The organism is Sediminibacterium sp. (assembly GCF_030695065.1).
Lineage (GTDB): Bacteria > Bacteroidota > Bacteroidia > Chitinophagales > Chitinophagaceae > Sediminibacterium.
The window spans coordinates 136,719-154,086 of the sequence record NZ_JAUYTR010000009.1; the positions used below are offsets into that span (position 1 = coordinate 136,719).

The 17,368-nt window shown below is 36.0% G+C and carries 15 protein-coding genes and 1 tRNA gene; 6 read left to right on the forward strand and 10 right to left on the reverse strand.

Annotation, left to right across the window (positions count from 1 at the left end; translation table 11 throughout):
- Window positions 1–38: 38 nt before the first annotated feature.
- Window positions 39–2,096, reverse strand: a complete 2,058-nt coding sequence (locus Q8S25_RS02875) for a WG repeat-containing protein (protein WP_305534686.1) — start codon at window positions 2,094–2,096, stop codon at window positions 39–41.
- 242 nt (window positions 2,097–2,338) lie between these two features.
- On the opposite strand from Q8S25_RS02875, the gene Q8S25_RS02880 reads away from it, so the two are divergent.
- Both Q8S25_RS02880 and Q8S25_RS02885 read left to right on the forward strand, forming a co-directional pair.
- A complete protein-coding gene (locus tag Q8S25_RS02880; protein ID WP_295188357.1) occupies window positions 2,339–2,752 on the forward strand; it encodes an RNA-binding protein in 414 nt (137 codons plus the stop codon).
- Between the two features lie 73 nt (window positions 2,753–2,825).
- Window positions 2,826–3,710 carry an aldo/keto reductase family oxidoreductase gene (locus tag Q8S25_RS02885; RefSeq protein ID WP_305534688.1) on the forward strand — a complete coding sequence of 295 codons (885 nt, stop codon included), beginning with the start codon at window positions 2,826–2,828 and terminating at the stop codon, window positions 3,708–3,710.
- Window positions 3,711–3,712: 2 nt separating this feature from the next.
- Here the strand turns inward: Q8S25_RS02885 and pgk are convergent, their stop codons facing one another.
- Together pgk and gap are read right to left on the reverse strand one after the other, a co-directional pair.
- On the reverse strand, window positions 3,713–4,933 hold the full coding sequence (gene pgk / locus Q8S25_RS02890; protein WP_305534690.1) for a phosphoglycerate kinase: 1,221 nt from the start codon (window positions 4,931–4,933) through the stop codon (window positions 3,713–3,715).
- A gap of 84 nt (window positions 4,934–5,017) precedes the next feature.
- The gene (gene gap, locus Q8S25_RS02895; protein WP_305534692.1) at window positions 5,018–6,031 is read right to left on the reverse strand and encodes a type I glyceraldehyde-3-phosphate dehydrogenase; all 1,014 of its coding nucleotides are present in this window, start codon (window positions 6,029–6,031) and stop codon (window positions 5,018–5,020) included.
- A 138-nt stretch (window positions 6,032–6,169) separates the two neighbouring features.
- On the opposite strand from gap, the gene Q8S25_RS02900 reads away from it, so the two are divergent.
- Window positions 6,170–6,241: transfer RNA gene (locus Q8S25_RS02900), tRNA-Glu, on the forward strand.
- On the opposite strand, the gene Q8S25_RS14700 is transcribed toward Q8S25_RS02900, so the two are convergent.
- From Q8S25_RS14700 to Q8S25_RS02910, 3 genes are read right to left on the reverse strand one after another with little or no spacing between them, the layout of a single operon-like run.
- Window positions 6,204–7,817 (reverse strand): recombinase family protein, encoded by a 1,614-nt coding sequence (locus Q8S25_RS14700; protein WP_081720548.1) that lies wholly within the window; start codon window positions 7,815–7,817, stop codon window positions 6,204–6,206. The two genes, Q8S25_RS02900 and Q8S25_RS14700, sit on opposite strands and share 38 nt — an antisense overlap.
- Entirely contained in the window at window positions 7,750–7,914 is a 165-nt protein-coding gene (locus Q8S25_RS02905; protein WP_161631517.1) for a hypothetical protein, read from the reverse strand. The genes Q8S25_RS14700 and Q8S25_RS02905 overlap by 68 nt, the downstream gene beginning before the upstream one ends.
- Before the next feature lie 54 nt (window positions 7,915–7,968).
- Window positions 7,969–8,901, reverse strand: a complete 933-nt coding sequence (locus Q8S25_RS02910) for a hypothetical protein (protein ID WP_026752399.1) — start codon at window positions 8,899–8,901, stop codon at window positions 7,969–7,971.
- A gap of 104 nt (window positions 8,902–9,005) precedes the next feature.
- Here Q8S25_RS02910 and Q8S25_RS02915 point away from each other — a divergent pair, with 104 nt between their 5' ends.
- Window positions 9,006–9,473, forward strand: coding sequence for a hypothetical protein (locus tag Q8S25_RS02915; RefSeq protein WP_026752400.1), 468 nt, complete (start codon window positions 9,006–9,008; stop codon window positions 9,471–9,473).
- Window positions 9,430–9,759, forward strand: a complete 330-nt coding sequence (locus tag Q8S25_RS02920; RefSeq protein ID WP_026752401.1) for a hypothetical protein — start codon at window positions 9,430–9,432, stop codon at window positions 9,757–9,759. The genes Q8S25_RS02915 and Q8S25_RS02920 overlap by 44 nt, the downstream gene beginning before the upstream one ends.
- Before the next feature lie 414 nt (window positions 9,760–10,173).
- Here the strand turns inward: Q8S25_RS02920 and Q8S25_RS02925 are convergent, their stop codons facing one another.
- The gene (locus tag Q8S25_RS02925; protein ID WP_026752402.1) at window positions 10,174–12,180 is read right to left on the reverse strand and encodes a DUF4365 domain-containing protein; all 2,007 of its coding nucleotides are present in this window, start codon (window positions 12,178–12,180) and stop codon (window positions 10,174–10,176) included.
- Between the two features lie 453 nt (window positions 12,181–12,633).
- On the opposite strand from Q8S25_RS02925, the gene Q8S25_RS02930 reads away from it, so the two are divergent.
- Entirely contained in the window at window positions 12,634–13,905 is a 1,272-nt protein-coding gene (locus tag Q8S25_RS02930; RefSeq protein WP_051408608.1) for an FISUMP domain-containing protein, read from the forward strand.
- Between the two features lie 278 nt (window positions 13,906–14,183).
- Here the strand turns inward: Q8S25_RS02930 and Q8S25_RS02935 are convergent, their stop codons facing one another.
- From Q8S25_RS02935 to istA, 3 genes are all read right to left on the reverse strand, one after another.
- Window positions 14,184–14,828, reverse strand: coding sequence for a hypothetical protein (locus Q8S25_RS02935; protein WP_026752403.1), 645 nt, complete (start codon window positions 14,826–14,828; stop codon window positions 14,184–14,186).
- Between the two features lie 190 nt (window positions 14,829–15,018).
- Window positions 15,019–15,777, reverse strand: coding sequence for an IS21-like element helper ATPase IstB (gene istB, locus Q8S25_RS02940; protein ID WP_305534700.1), 759 nt, complete (start codon window positions 15,775–15,777; stop codon window positions 15,019–15,021).
- 33 nt (window positions 15,778–15,810) lie between these two features.
- A complete protein-coding gene (gene istA / locus Q8S25_RS02945) occupies window positions 15,811–17,346 on the reverse strand; it encodes an IS21 family transposase (protein WP_305534702.1) in 1,536 nt (511 codons plus the stop codon).
- Between the last annotated feature and the right edge of the window lie 22 nt (window positions 17,347–17,368).

Sequence of the window (17,368 nt, forward strand, 5' to 3'; positions counted from 1 at the left end):
TTGCCTTTATCCCCCTGATAAATGCAAGCTTTTTATAGTTATTTTATGGCTCGCAATGGTGGTAATTCTTTATTGCTATAATTAATACCCTTTTTGGGATTCGCTTCAGCTTCTGAAATTTTCTTACCCTGTTTATTGATATACCACCACTCATTTCCTTTTTTTACTAAAGCAGCACCATTATAAAATGCACTTGCATGATCAAATTGAAATGGCATGACTACTTTCCCTGTTTTATCTACAAACCCCCATTTCCCCGCTTTTGCTACATTAATCAATCCATGTGAATAATAAGGATAAGCGGTTCTATAATCTCCTTTGGGCTTTCCTTTAAATAATAATGAATCGTATTTGTATGAGTCGTAAGAAGACAAGGATAACCAAGATTTACCCATCAGATCGTATAATGTTTTAATTATTTTGGTTTGTTTTGAATTGCTATCTTTTATTTCATCTTCAACCAAAACCATTTGCTTATCTCCTGTTGATGAAATATATGAATGCTTAATTGGTATGATAATTGCCCCTGTATTATTAAGCATCCCCCATTTTCTAGAATCAGTTTGTTCTTCCGCACCCAAAGCTTCCCACAATTCATCATCAGATAAATCAACTAAATCAAAGCCATCGGGATCATCTCCTTCTGCAACGGTATAGTTTTTACCTTCAAGCGAAATACTTGAATACTTAAAAGGAATTATTTCTTTACCATAGTAATCTATAATACCATATTTAATCTTAGTCTTATCAACAGGATCTATGATTGCTACTTTGTAAGCTTGATTGGTATCTATCAAAGAAATAGAATGAAACCTAGGAGGTATTACCCACTTGCCATAATTATCCATTACTCCAATTTGGTCACCATCACTCAACTTAGCTTTTACAATGATTCGTCCTTTTTTATAAAGAACAGGATAACGGTTCTTTCTTTTTTTAACTTCATCTTCATCATCAATAGTACCAAATGGAACAACAGCTGATCCATTTAAATCAATAACTCCCCACCCCTTACCATTTTTTGCATAAATCAATCCTTCGGATACTTTATCTAAATAATTATAAACAAAGGGTAAAATTGTTTTACCTGATTGGTCAATTAAACCCCAATAACCGTTTTCAGATTTACAGGAAAAATAGATCACTTCTTTATCTTTTTTGAAACCGATGGTTTTCATAATAGGCGGAACAATGGTATTACCCAGTAAATCATACACGCCACTAAAAGCAGAATTTTCTTCATTTACAACAATGCGGTTTTCAATAATATCTGCGTAACGAAATAAAGGATCAACGAATCGAAATCCATCTTTATCTACCAATCCATATTTAAACCCATATTGACCTTCGGTTATTCCAAAAAGTTCTGGCTGTTTTGATTTAGTAGGAATAGGTTTTAAAGCTAGAGGATATTTGGTCATTGGAGTATAACCTGGCTCAATTTTTCCTGGAATCATTTTATTGGGTAACCATTGTTGAATCTGAAGATTATCCATAGCTACATGCATTCCACCATGAGAAACCAATCCCATATTATAACCATTCGATTGACCAGGTAAACGAGTTTGCTTTACCGACACATCATTTAAAATGAAATTAAAATTGTCTCCATCCATTTCAACTGCTAACTGATTGATAGTATTATATCCTGTTTTAACCAATGTAGATTTTACCCAACCATTGGAAACATTATTTAGCTTGCCATTGGATGCTACATTAATTAAATAATATCCATTGGCAGCAACTACAAAAAGCACAAAATTTTTTCCATCCACTGCATGTGTTACTATACCATACCCGTATGATTGTGAACCTGAAATTTGAAAAAAATCAGCCTGATACCTAGTATTTGCTTTTGCACTCATTCCATAAGTATGCGTTACCCATCTAGTACTACTTCCTAAATAGAATTTATTATTCATTTGAAAACTTCCTTTGTCTATAAAATAAAGAACAGAATCCTTTTTAGTGAGTTGAGTATTAGAACTAATTCCAAATCGGTTGTCATCAAAGCTTTCTTTAACAACCGTTATACTTTGGGCAACAATTGATGAAAAAAACATTCCAAATAATACAAAAAGCAATAAAGAACGCATATACTTATTTTTTAATAAAAATAGCTGCAGTGTTTAATTAGAACAATACCGCATAAGCGGTATTTTGGGCTATTTAGAAAGATTTGTCATTTTTTTGGAAAAAAACTGCCAAATCATTAAAAACCCTATCTTTAACTGTCCAAATGCAGAAGTTCCAGGTCTCAGAACGTTTTTACGTAAATGGTTCAGGGTTTTTGGTTACTATTTTAGCTTTGGTTTTTTGATCACTTAATTTCTTAAAAATGAACATTTACGTTGGAAATCTGAACTGGAATATGTCTAGTGAAGACCTGCAAAATCTGTTTGCTCCCTATGGTGAAGTAAGCAGTGCCAAAATCGTTACCGACAAATTTAACAACGACCGTAGCAAAGGCTTTGGTTTCGTTGAAATGGCTGATGATGATGCAGCTCGCGCTGCTATCGCTGCTTTACATGACACTGATGTTATGGATCGCAAAATTGTTGTAAACGAATCTACCCCTCGTCCTGAAGGCGAAAGAGGCGGCTTTAAAAAGAAGCCCTATGGTGGTGGCGGCGGCGGAAGTCGTGGCGGCTACGGTGGCGGCGGTGGTGGAAATCGCGGTGGCGGTGGATACGGTGGCGGTAATCGCGATCGTGGAAACGGCGGCGGCGGTGGTGGATACAACAGATATTAATCTATTTAACCTACCGATTTATAAATCTCGTTCTGTTTACAGAACGAGATTTTTTTATCCCTATATTTAAAATATGAAACAGCAAGAACAGTTAAGTAGCCCAATTGCAGGTTGCATGCGTTGGGGTAAATGGGGCGCTAATTTTTCTACCGCAGCATATAGGTCAATGATTGAAGCCTGTTTAGCTATTGGCGTGAATAGTTTTGACCATGCAGATATTTATGGAGATTATACCACAGAAGAAGAGTTTGGAGATGCATTAAAAGAAGACAAAACATTACGCTCACAAATAAAATTAATTACAAAGTGTGGTATTCAAATGGTTACGGAGAACAGGCCCAACCATAATATCAAATCGTATAATACTGGTAAAAAACATATTATTCGTTCTGCAGAACAATCTTTAAAAAACTTTGGAACAGATTATTTAGACGTGCTGTTAATTCATCGTCCCGATCCATTACTTAACCCTGAAGAAGTGGCTGAAGCAATTCAGACTTTACAAAAACAAGGAAAGGTTCATTCATTTGGCGTATCCAATTTTTTACCCCATCAAGTAAATATGTTGCGTAAATGGGTTCCCATACAATACAATCAAGTTGAAGTATCTATTATTTGCACTTCCCCATTTTATAACGGAATTTTAGACAATTGCATAGAAAATGAAATCATCCCTATGGCATGGGCGCCTTTAGGCGGTGGCTTGCTTACAGATGATTTGCATCCGCATTACAGAAGCATAACACATGCTGCATCATTGTTAGCAGAAAAATATGTAGCTGGATTAAATGAAATATTGATTGCATGGCTGAACACCCATCCATCAAAAATAATCCCAGTAATTGGAACTACTAAATCAGAAAGATTGGCGCAAGCAAAAATTGCAGCTTCCATCAAACTAACCCAAGAAGACTGGTTCTTAATGATGAAAGCTGCAACTGGTGAAGATGTAGCTTAAATTTATTTAACAGCAATAGCAGCAATTCCTGGTAATACTTTTCCTTCAAAGTATTCTAGCATTGCACCACCCCCTGTACTTACATAACTCACTTGATCTGCAAAACCAAATTGGTTTACAGCAGCAACACTATCGCCACCGCCTACTAAACTAAATGCTCCATTAGCAGTGGCTTCAGCTACAGCAATAGCAATAGCTTTGGTTCCATGCTGAAATTTTTCCATTTCAAAAACACCCATTGGACCATTCCATAAAATGGTTTTAGCGCTTTTAATAGTAGTAGCAAAAGACTCAGCAGCTTTGGGCCCAATATCTAATCCCATCCAACCATCGGGCACCTGATTACTCTGTGCAATATTGGTATTGGCGTCAGCAGCAAAATTATCTGCAACAATACTGTCTACTGGCAAATGAATATTTACTCCTTTAGCTGCAGCTTTATTTAATATATCCAAAGCCGTATTTAATCGATCTTCTTCACAAAGGCTTTTTCCTATTTGACCCCCTTGTGCTTTCATAAAAGTATAAGCCATTCCGCCACCTATTATGATATCTGTTGCACGTTCTAATAAGTTCTCTATAATTAAAATCTTATCGCTCACTTTGGCTCCACCTATAATTGCGGTAAATGGTTTTGCAGCTTTATGTAAAACCAACTCAGCTGCCCTTACTTCACCTTCCATTAATAAACCGAACATCTTGTTATCGGCATTAAAATACTGCGCAATTACTGCAGTGGATGCATGCGCTCGATGCGCAGTTCCAAATGCATCGTTTACATATACATCTCCCAACTTGCTTAGTTTTTCTGCAAAAGCAGGATCTCCTTTTTCTTCTTCTTTATAGAATCGTAAATTTTCTAATAATAAAACTTCGCCCGCTTTTAAATTATCAGATTTATCATATGCTTCTTGGCCTATGCAATCATTGGCAAATTGCACCAATACTTCTTTACTCATTGCATTAGTAAGTAAAGTTTGCAAGTGACCTATGATATGTATTAATGAACTTTTTGTTTCTGGTCCTTCTTTAGGTCTACCCAAATGACTCATTAAAATAACTGCACCACCCTCTTGCAAAATTTTCACAATTGTAGGAACTGCAGCACGCATACGATTGTCGTCGCCAATGGCGTAGGTTTGCTTATCTAAAGGCACATTAAAATCTACTCTAATTAAGGCTTTCTTCCCGGAAAAATTAAAAGCTACAAAAGGACTCGTCATAAAAAAATATTTAAAGGCAATTTAACCAAAAAACAAAAGCCGTCCCGAAAAATCGAAACGGCTTTTAATGCTATTATTAAATGATTATTTGCTGATTAATCCTGCAAAATAATGAACAGTTCTAACCAACTGACTTACATAACTCATTTCGTTATCGTACCAGCTTACTGTCTTAACCATTTGAGTATCACCAACGGTCATTACTTTTGTTTGAGTAGCATCAAATAAAGAACCAAAATGGGTTCCAATAATATCTGAACTTACAATTTCATCTTCGTTGTAACCAAAACTTTCGTTTGCAGCAGCTTTCATTGCAGCATTGATTTCTTCGGCAGTTACTTTTTTACTTAAAATAGTAGTTAACTCTGTTAATGAACCAGTAATAGTAGGTACACGTTGTGCACTTCCATCTAGTTTACCTTTTAACTCAGGTAATACTAATCCTATTGCTTTAGCTGCACCAGTGCTATTTGGAACAATATTAGCAGCAGCTGCTCTTGCTCTTCTTAAATCACCCTTAGGATGAGGTGCATCCAATGTGTTTTGATCGTTGGTATAAGCATGAATGGTGCTCATGATACCTGTTAAAATTCCGTATTGATCATTCAACACTTTAGCCATTGGAGCCAAACAGTTGGTAGTACAAGAAGCACAAGATATAATGGTTTCAGAACCATCTAAAATGCCATGATTCACATTAAATACAACAGTTTTTAAATCTCCAGTAGCAGGAGCAGAAATAACTACTCTTTTAGCACCTGCTTTAATATGCGCTTCTGCCTTGTCTTTATCTGTAAAGAATCCGGTAGACTCAATCACAACATCAACACCATGCTCACCCCAAGGAATTTGAGCTGGATCACGTTGTGCATATATTTTTACAGTTTCACCATTTACAACAATTGAATCATCTGTTGAAGTTACAGTAGCATCAAAACGTCCTTGTGCACTGTCGTATTTTAATAAATGTGCCAATACCGCTGGACTGGTTAAATCGTTGATTGCAACCACATCTATACCTTTCATATTGTAAATCTGACGAAATACCAAGCGACCGATTCTTCCAAAACCGTTAATAGCAACTTTTACTGTACTCATTGATAGCTGTTTTAATTTGATTAATTAGCGTTAGGATGGCAAATTTACAGTTTCTAAAATCAATTTGCGTAATTTGATAAAAAAGTTTGGCAGAAAACAATTTGCCTCTTATTTTTGCAACCCGAAAGATAAAACCATGGCCGGTTCGTCTATCGGTTAGGACAGCCCCCTTTCACGGGGCAAAGACGGGTTCGATTCCCGTACCGGCTACGAAACGAGAATCAAGGCTACTTCCAACGAGGTAGCCTTTCTCATTTTCCTCCGAAACCCTTGCTACACTTGATATTAGAGAAACTACACTATTTACTCTTGGAGTTCGAACTCGCCTATTTTGCTTATCATACCTCATTCCCTCCGGGAATAGCAAATATTGAAGACGTTGCTTATCGTCATAGTCGCATGAAACCCATAACTGCAGTGGGTCTAGCAAAATATCCAAACCATTTTTAATCGCCTTTTCTAAGTTCGAACTCTTAAAATCACTTTTGACAATTTCCTCTTCTAATTGCTTCTTTTCATCTATGTATTTGTTTCTGTATTTATCGTAAAGTTCTTTGGTGAATTCCTGATTAATAAACCTTTCTTCCAGTGCTTCCACTTTATCAGTCAATTCTGTAATCTTTCTTTTTCTAGATACATCCTCCTGTAGTTTGTCATTAAACTTATGCGATACAATTTCCTTTACTTGTGTTTCTATTTCTTCTATATGAGCTGGTTTAATCTTATATTTTTCCAACTCCTCCATAAAAAGCTTATTTATAATTGTAGCCTTTTCATTAACAGGTTCGGCATGTCCTCTGGTTTTATAATAGATATACCCTTTTTGTTTATAGCCAGTAAACGGAGAGTTCGTGAGCTCACTTTTTAAAAACGACTTTAATGGCATGTCGGGGTCTTTGAATTTCTTTGCAATTCCCTTATGTGGATTAGTAATTGCAACCTCATTTGCTTTCATAAATAACTCCATAGAAACTAGCGCAGGATGGTGCCCTTTAATTAATTTACCAGGGAAATATGCATTCACAAAATATCCGCAATAAAATGGATTGGTAATTTGGCGATAAAAGCTTTTATATTCGATTGTTGACCCTAATTGGCGCAATTGGTCTACGATTTCTTTGTTGCTCCATTTACCTTCTGCTTTCCATTTAAAGCCCATTTTCATAAACTTGCCCTGGTCATTGATTACATATTCGTGATACTTGGCTTTCTCCTTTCTTCTCAGGTTTGTATAACCATATGGGCAGTGACCAATATAATACCCCTGTTCAATTAATTCAGAAGTACCACGCATGGTTTTGGTTCTTCGTAAATCGTTATCATACTTACCAAAAGCAAAGAATATTTGTTGCTGCAACTCTCCAGCAGGTGAAGTAACATCAATATCTTGTAGCACACTAATTACCTTAACACCCATTTTACTTAAATCAATAATAAGTTCTTGTGCATGATCACTTCTTGAGAAACGCTCAAATGAGTAAACCAATATGGCTACTACATCCTTGTTTTTCCTGACATAATTAAGCATTAATTTAAACTCCTTCCGCTCATCCGTTTTGGCCGACTCCGCCTCGCCACCAAAAAAGGCTTTAATCTCAAATGACCTTTTGGCTGCAAATACGATAGCATCTTTTCGTTGAGTTTCAAGGGATGTATTGTCAAATTGAGAGACATCGGACACCCTTGTATAATTTACAATACTATTCCCCTCCCTCCATTTAGGCGGTTTCGCTTTTTTGGCAAATTTGGTTGTCATCTGCTGAAGCTGTAATTCCAAGTTGTTCATCTTGAAGTAATTTTTTGATAATTTGATTAGCGATAATCTCTGATAAAATTTGAATTGTTTTTAGTTCATTTTCATTGGATTGAAATTTTTGATCCATGATGATTTAACATTTCACCACTCGGCCCTTTAATGGGATGCGATTAGTATGCTGTTAATTCTTCGAGCCGGTTTTACCGGAAGTCATATTCTTCGTTGTTCTATTAAATGTAATTGTTCTATTATCTCTGGTACTAATTGTTACTTCTTCATAGTTTTTTAAATGAAGTATTTTTTTTACTTGTTCTGCCTGCTCATCTGTAAAAGTTTGTTGAACTTGAGTATCAACCCTCATTATTTTTTCTGATTGAATTAATATTCTTATTTCTTTGATATTTTTCTTTCTCAACTCCTTAAGCACTAAGCGCTCTTCATCTTCAAGCAAATAAGGTATAACAATATTTGAAAGCTCTTTATTATCAACAAATTCTTTTAGCAAGCCTTTGATTGATATATATATGTGCGGTGCTTCAACATCAAATGGTGCTTTGCTGTGGTTTGTAAACTCTTCACCTCTTTTTTCTACTACTAATCCATTTGGGTAAATTAAAACACCTGCTTCCTTTCCCATCTTTACACACCAAACAACCAAATCGGATAAGTAACTAATATCAAATTTCAACCCATATAATAATAGTTTGTCTCCTAATATGTATTCAATATCTACTAACATTTGCTGCTCAAACTCATCAAGCTTAATTTTTGATTGTTTTTTTATAAGGGTTTCTTTTTGTTGTAATAAATTTTTTGTTGGCAGATCATCAAAGTATGCATCTTTAAAAAAATAGTCGGTTACTTTTTCAGTATCCTTAACTGGATAGCCTAAAGCCCGAAGATTGTCCAATATTCTTAGCCAAATTAGTTGAGACAAACTTACCTCCAATCCCCAACCACCTTCTTTAATAAATGGCAATAAGTTATTACGTCTCCAAAAAGGAAGGCTTTTGTAAAGCGATTGCCCATCTTTTCCAGCAAAGTCTTTTAATGGTAAAATTGGCTGAAAGTAGCTCATCTCCAAATCCAACAAACTCAAGTAATCATTTTTCATGTTTTAAATTAATGCGTATTTTTATCTAAATTTTAATCTAAAGTAAGATTTTTTATAACATATACAAAAAATCTTACGATCTTTAATGTTTAATTAAGAATAATATGAACTCGAAAAAGAAAGAAATTTCCAGTAAACCATCCTTAACCTACCTTTTAGGACGTGCATGCGAGGACTGCGGGGAACCTATTGCTGACCAAGAACGCAAGACAAAAAGACATTGTAGTGAGTATGTAGATGAAAACGGAATTCACCACAATTGCCGTAGAAGAAAGTACCAGAAGAAACACCAAATACATGAAGATCGACTTTTGGATTGGGCAGCGGTGCAGAGGCAAACAAAAACAAAAATTGAAGAAACAGTTGCCACTCATGGCGAATTTGTAAACCTACAAATATTAGAGGCATATGGAATTGCATTAAACAACTACATAACAATCAGCCATGGATATCAAGAAAGTTATCTAGAATTTTTAGGCTACAACATAATTATTAACCCATTTAAACAATCAATAAAAATTCAAAAACATGATAAACCAAGAAGTAATGTGGATGATAGAACGTTATCATAAACCAGCACAAAACGTAAAAATCAAAACCACTTTCATATTAATCGGCTTAGGCATAATAGGTGTCGCCTATATTGCAATAAAATCGTCAATTACAATGTCAAAGGAAATTCTAGAGTTAAAGGCAAATACATTGAAAAACCTCGAATCCATACATAATTTAACCTCAAAAACTGCTATGCTTGAATATGACCTACAACAGAATGAATTAATTATTGGGTCATTAAGGAATGAAAGAAAGTCCTTGTTAGCAGAATTACATAAGGCTACTAAAAGTAGCCATACATAGTAATTCCTAATTTTTACAGAGAATACGTTAGGAACTTAGTGTTCCGGAACGATTTATTCTGTTCTGGAACGTTCTGTAACATTCAGGAAAGTACCTGTACGTTCTGTAATGTTCAAAACTATTCTCGAACATAAAAAAGCTGGAAATTACGCTTACCAGTTCACAGTATAAAACATCTTCTATACGTTAATATCACATCTGATGGAGTGTAAGTAAAGAATTAATGAATACTACTTCCCTCATAGAAAATACATAACATATTATTTTTCTCGACAATGAATGTACTGTATTGAAAGTTTTGTTAGCAGCAGCCCAGTAATATTCTCTACTGAACATTTGTTATCTGCTATTACTTTCAGATAAGCCGCTACCACTTAAATTTTTTTTGATTAATTATTCAACAATTTTTTGCTTTCATTCTTTATTAACAACACTAGTCTGATATCCCCAATCAGAGAGAAGTTTGGCGACATCAGTAGCTTCACTGCTTTCGAGACCTGTCTCCCTGCTTTTCAAGATAAACCGGATGGGAGATTGGTATCGTTCACCATTTGGTCCGACATTGGAGGGAGATTGCAGAATGAGTAGTTTACCTGTTGCGTTTGAATTGAAAAATGTCCTATACCCTTTCATCTCATCTATAATAAAGGAGAGACTAGATTCCTGTAAGTGAGTCGCATTCATTGTAATCCTTGCCAAGGTCTCCATTTGAAGGTCGTCGAAATCCTTCAGGAAATCCATTGAATCGGGATGATAGTTAATAGGCTCATGCACTTTAATTTTCTCAGCGAGTTTCTCGGCTGACAGTTCGTACGGAACACCGTCAAATTGTTGCTCGAGTAATTGTTTTTTGCCTAATAAATCTTCCCTATCAATCGGATCAGTATAGTCAAGAAATTTCCGGGAGACATCAATCAATTCTATGGAAGTACAGAGAGAATGGTAAGCTTCCATGAGATGATCAAGTTCCATAAAAAGGTTATAGGCTTGCAGTCCGAGGATAATATTATTAAATATTAGTTCCTTGCTGATTTTTATAGTTTCCCTTACTGGTTGAAAAGTATAATAATCCAACTGCTTTGAGTATGTTCCACGATTGTTTAACGCCCAAACGTGAGCGAGCAGAAGCTTTTTGTCGTTTGCTTTTGCATATTTATTCAGGCCATCAAGTCGGTTAGTGTATTCTTTCTCTTGTTCAATAAGTAACGTAACTTTTTCTAGCCGCTCCTGCATGGTAAATGATCTGCCTAAAGTTTCCATTATCCTCACTTCACTAAACGCTCTATGCCTGATGCCATTAAACAGAATCATAAGGTTCTCGGTATTCCAAAGTTCAAGCATACACTTGATATCCTCGGGTTGCCGAGATGCTTCGATATCGTTAAACAATTTCTCGATCTTGCTAGACAAGTCTTCCGGCATCGGATGAAAGGATTTTACAGCAAGCAATTCGTAGAATATCGAATTGATATCAATAGTGATTTTATCAATACCGCCGCTCGCATTTTCACCAAGTTTTTTCAGTCGGATGTCAAATTCATCCTGGGTAATATTGGCGAGTGATAAATCTGATTTGAGTTTACTGAATTGTAGAGTTATTTCACTTTCTACAAGTTGAGGATTACGCTTATTTAGTTTGTTAAAATACATAAGCGATTCAGCATATTGACCGAATTCAGCATAAACCACTACCGCCATTACCAGCAACTTATCATCCTCTAGGATCTGCTGATGCGTTAGCTTTGAAAGAAGTCGGTAAACGATCCGAATATCATAACTGTTCAGAAATGACATCCCATGTTTAAGCAGGATCGCTTTAATATCCTCGATGCTATAGAGATCAGTTTGAGAAGCAGTAAGATCGCCGAGCGGCAGCTTGTATTTAGATCCATGATCCCGGTGCATTCTTTCATTTTGCTCAAATAACTGTACAAAGACCTGATGAATCTGATGTACTGCTTTTGGGTCAAGTATATTTGAGGCTGGAATATTAATACTGACTTTATTATTATTTTTCCATTCATCTGAAATACGCTCTTCCATTAATCTTTCATAGATCCGATCAACATAATCGAACAATAATATATTTTCCGAATCACTATATAACACGATCAACCCCCTAGCAGGTAATCTGCGCATAAGGTAACCCAATCGGGAGGTTTCAAATGAGTATGAAATGAATGCATCATTTTTAACTCTTTCAAATTGGCCGGCGATACTTTTTAGCTGGATTGGAAACTGCCATGCAGATGCCTGTGTTTTATTGATCACTAATTCAACTTCATAATCTATCCCGGTATCAGGAACTTGTGGCCTGCAGTTAAACCCGGTTTTGAGATTGATCTGTTCATTCATCCTTCGGGTGGATGTTTCACTGTTTTTTGAAGAAGCATCAATTACTGGAAGTTGGTTAAACGCCATTATAGTCTAATTATTCTGCACATCAAAATACTAAATAATTAAATACCAGTTTTTTATAGAAAGTGTAAAAATAGTTAGAAGGCAACCCAATAACTGATATTTATTTTACTTATAAAAGATTAAAAATCAATTTTATTTAAAATTCAAATGTTAATTATTCATCAAAGCTTATTGGATCTGGTGCACCGCATAGCTTGCGCATATGGTTAAACGCTTGTAATATTTTTTTATTAACTAGGTTGTGGTCACAATCATTGCATATATAGCTATTGATTGGGATTTTGCCATAAGTATCATTTTTGGCTTCCATTTGGCTTAAACTCTTACCTTCATATGTACTAATTTTTGATCCTGAGACTGCTTTAAAATTGGTTCATTCCAAACATGCAGGTTTTCAACGTAGAATACGGGTTGATATAAAAAGAAATTCTATCTTACTCTAAATTTTAATATATGATTTTAAGACAAATAAAGCGAACGGGAATATTCTGCGCCCTATCTGTTTTAGTTTCTTTTGTTTTATCAGCACAACCTAATAGCACAAAAATTGGGGCATTAGAATGGGCTACATCTAATCTTGATGTGGATGCCTTTCGTAATGGCGATAAGCTGATGTATTGCGCCAATAAGCAAGATTATGATAAAGCGGTTTACAACAACATCCCTGCATATGCTTATATCAATTTTGATCCTTCAAACCGAGGTAAATTTGGCGCAATCTATAACATGGCCGCAATCATGGATCCCCGTGGCCTCGCGCCTAATGGTTGGCGAATTGCATCTCTTAATGACTGGAAGGAACTTAGAAATTCTGTGAAAGGTATTCATGAATTGAAAAGTAAGATGGGCTGGAAAAAAGGCATGTTTGATCCAGAATCTTGTGTACCTAACGGAACCGACAAATATGGATTCAATGCAATTGAGTCAGAGGATTATTTTTCCGAGAAGAAAGGTGTAGTGTACAGCACATTCTGGTTTACATCTAGTCGCTCTTCGTTTTATGGGTTGAAAACCTTTATTTTGATGTGTTTCAAAGACGAAGGGGCTGCTTTTTTTTCCATGGGCCCTGTTCGTTGTGTAAAAGGTGATAACCTCCCAAAGCCTGTGATAATAAAAAAACCTGCTGATAACATTGTGGAATGGGTACAGGTTGGGTATGACGTATGGATGAAAAATAACCTAAACGTAGACACATTCCGCAATGGAGATAAAATACTTGAGGCCCGCACAAATGAAGAGTGGATTGCCGCAGAAAAAAGTAAAACACCAGCATGGTGCTACTATGAAAACGATCCTGCCAACGGGAAAAAATATGGAAGGCTTTATAATTATTATGCTACTATTGATAAAAGAAAATTGTTGCCCGATGGATGGATTATACCAGAAACCGAAAATATCTTTAATTTAAAAAGTGAAGTGTCCCGTTTATTAATGGTCAATCCAAAGGGGCCCATGGAGGGGGGATTACTAAGGCCACCAAAAGAATGGAATCCTACTATTTACAAAGCTGATAATTCTACTGGGTTTACAGCATTGCCTGCAGGCGTAAGAGCAGAAACCGGTGGATTTGAAAGCATCAAAGAATATACAGCTTTCTGGCTTCGGGATTCACATGACGCAGACTTTGCTTATTTCTTTTCCATTGATGACGGCAACGAACTATTTAGTGAGTTTAGGGCAAAAGGGACGGGGCATTCGATAAGGGGTGTATGGCGGCAGAATTAATGAACGGTTTTAGGGTTACAATTTATATATATTTAAAAAAATGCAAATTCTGTACTAAAACAAACTCTTAATAAAGTAAGAGAAGGCTTATTTGTATTTGATTTTGAAACCCAATAATTATTTGAGGCCTTTATACTGAAGAAAAATAGCACGTTTTTGGAATTGTATATGCCATCTATTCTGGTTTGGCTATTTAAGAACGAACGCTGATCATGGAAAAAAGTAACCCCTTTGCAAAATTCCTTTAAAAGGAACTTTCTTAATAGTGGTGCAAGAAATTATAAAAAACTCACGCTATATCCCCTGCATAATTCAATATCACCAATTACAAACCCTGCGACGGTTGCTGCCGCAATCACTTGTTCATGATGTTTTTCTCGAAAATTAAGATGCAAGTTACCATCATCACAAAGTCGTAACGATACAGGAACTTCGCCATCACTGATCATCAGAATAACAGGAATATCGTACCTGCGTGAAAAAAAGAAGAGGGGAAATATATCCACTATTATATCTACACTGAACTGTATGACATAGGAGCGTTTTATACCACGGCTTATACGTTTAAATATATTTCTTTTTTGAAATGTCTCAAATGGAAAATCAGAAAAATCCGTGTTAACGAAATCAAGAAGGGTCACTTTTTGAGAACCTAGTGTTTTTAAAAAAAGGGTAATACTCTCAGGTAATTTGAGGCAATAATCTTTTCTGTTTATTGCAGGATAGACAATTACGCAATTCCCTGTGACTGGCGAATTATTCTGATTAAACTGTTGACGGTGGTCGAAATTTTGTTTCAACTGCTTTTTGTCAGAACGGATTGATTCATCGAGATCAACAGAGTAAGAATTTTGCATATCACATATAAATGTGTCAGCAAATTCGTCTGATTGAAAAAAGGTCTTACGTGTAATTATTTCCATTTGTTAGTAAAAGTTCTGAATTGTTTCTGGTGCTTAAAGTGTAAATACCAGACAATCTGATCCCCATTCGCCAAAGCAATGTGACCCCCTAAGAAACACTTTCCAATAATGGATTGATTGAGGCCTAAAAAATGGTAAAGAACTAGTTGTAATTGTTTTTCAAACGTAGGATTTATTTTGTCTATTTTGATTAAATATTTTTCTCGGTTTCTGCAGTGCTGCTTTCTTTTTTTAGTTTGCGTAAAGATTCCCCCTTTAACTCTACACGTACTGATTGATGAACCAGTCTGTCAAGTATAGCATCGGCTACAGTTTGTTCTCCAATCACATCGTACCAGTTTTTTACTGGAACCTGTGATGCAATAATAGTACTTCGTTTACCATGTCGGTCTTCTACTATATCCATTAGTAATGCTCTACCGCTAGCATCAAAAGCCTGGATACCAAAATCATCAAGTATTAACAAGTCTTGTTTTTCTATACGAGTAAGCTCTCTGAGGTGTGAGCCATCGGCTTTGGCCATTTTTAAGATGGATAGTAATTTGGCGGTATTGGTGTAGTAAACTTTAAACGCAAACAAACAGGCTTGGCGCCCAATGGCGGATGCCAGATAACTCTTGCCTGTTCCGGTACTACCAGTAATAAATACATCTTGTCCCTTTTTTATAAACTCACAAGTAAGCAAGCGATCTATTTGATTTTTATCCAGTTCTCGTTTATTACTAAAGTCAATACCGTCTACATCTGCCATATAGCGGAACTTAGCTGTTTTAATATTTCTCTGGAGGGAACGATGTTTGCGATCATCCCATTCGTTTTGTACTAAGTACTGCGCCATTTCATCATTGGTAAAGCTAACCGGAGGTGGGAGCTCTACAAAAGTTTTAAAAGCAGTTTGCATTCCAAGTAGGCGCATATCGCCCATTTTCTTTAATGTGTCTTTGTTCATTAATGTTGGTTTTAAAATTTAGTGATAAAAGCTTTATTCGTAGTATTCTGCTCCACGTACATTTTCATGTGATGGCATATCTGTATTCAGTATCTCATCTTCCATTGGGATTGTATCTGCTTTTGTTCGCAGTATCTGGTCAATAATACCATAGTTATAGATACCATAACTATCTGCTCGTTTACACGCATTAACGAGTCTAGTATTACCTACGCGTTTGGCAAAGCTTAACACGCCAGAACAAGATTTATAACTTTGTTCTGGATAAATTTCACGCGCTAATATCTTGGCTATGTATGCTGCTACACTTTCCCCGATGGCGCTAGCAGTTGACATAAATTTCTGGGGATTCCAATCAGCTGCATACTTATGCTGGGTGGCAAGATGATCTTGGATAGTAATATACTTGAGTCCTTTGCCGATATATCTATCATGAACGGCTACCACTTCGTTTTCATCATACACCGACAACTTGGTAGTGCTGTACTTTATTTTCAACCGCTTACCTATTAACTTGTAGGGTACGCTGTAATATCGTTTATCAACACTAAGCAACACGTGCCCATATTTGTTTACAGATGATAGCTGCGAAGTCATCGGCTCAAATAAATATGGATTTAGCGGTTGCAATGTTTGCTTTTCTATCTCCATAAACTGTTGCATCCTGCTATAGTTCTCACCAGTAAGTTTAGCATTATTGTGTATAGCTAAATGAACAAGAATGTCTTTATTGAGGTCATCTAATGTGTGGTAAACTTTTTGATCAATCTTAGAAAAAATAGTTGTGTAACTAATCTTAACCGCACCTTCTACCAACGCTTTGTCTTTAGGTTTATAAGTACGAGTTGGATATCCAAACGTATGGTAATGTTCTGCAAAAGCAGCGAAGGTTTCATTGAGTTGTGCCTCATACTTACTGGCTTTGGTAACTGCCGACTTTAAATTATCTGGCACAATAGCCTGGGGAACACCTCCATAAAAATGAAGGGCACGTTCACAGCATAAAATAAAATCCTCTTTGCATTGGGAGTGTACTGCCATTACAAAAGTGAGTTGACTGCAACCTAGGATAGCTACAAAAACTTCCAGTTCACTTATCTCACCCGTTTGCGCATCCACCAAGTGTAATTTTTGTCCGGTAAAATCCACAAACATTTTATCGCCTGCTTTATGTACCATTTTTAAAGAGGGCTTACCTTGCTGCATATACTTATTAAGCTTATCCAAAAAGGATGAACTCTTATATCCATCAGTACACTGGGTTAAATAAAACTCATAAACCTTACCCTTTGTTACACCACGTTTCTTAAGCATACTAGCGAGTAATGGAAGAAGTGGTTCTAAATCCGCTTGTCGCCTATTAAATAACACAATAGGCTCTTTAATTAAAAACAACCGAGACATCTGAGCATCGCTCATCGCTTCTATCTGCTCTATTGTTTTCTCCGATAAAACATAGCGATACAGATACTTTTTAATAGTATTACGAGCAATCCCTGTTGATTGACTAATTGATTTTGTTCCCTTCCCTGAAGCATAAAGACGGAGAATCTGGCGTATTGTAAACATCTCAATTGTTTTGTTAGACATG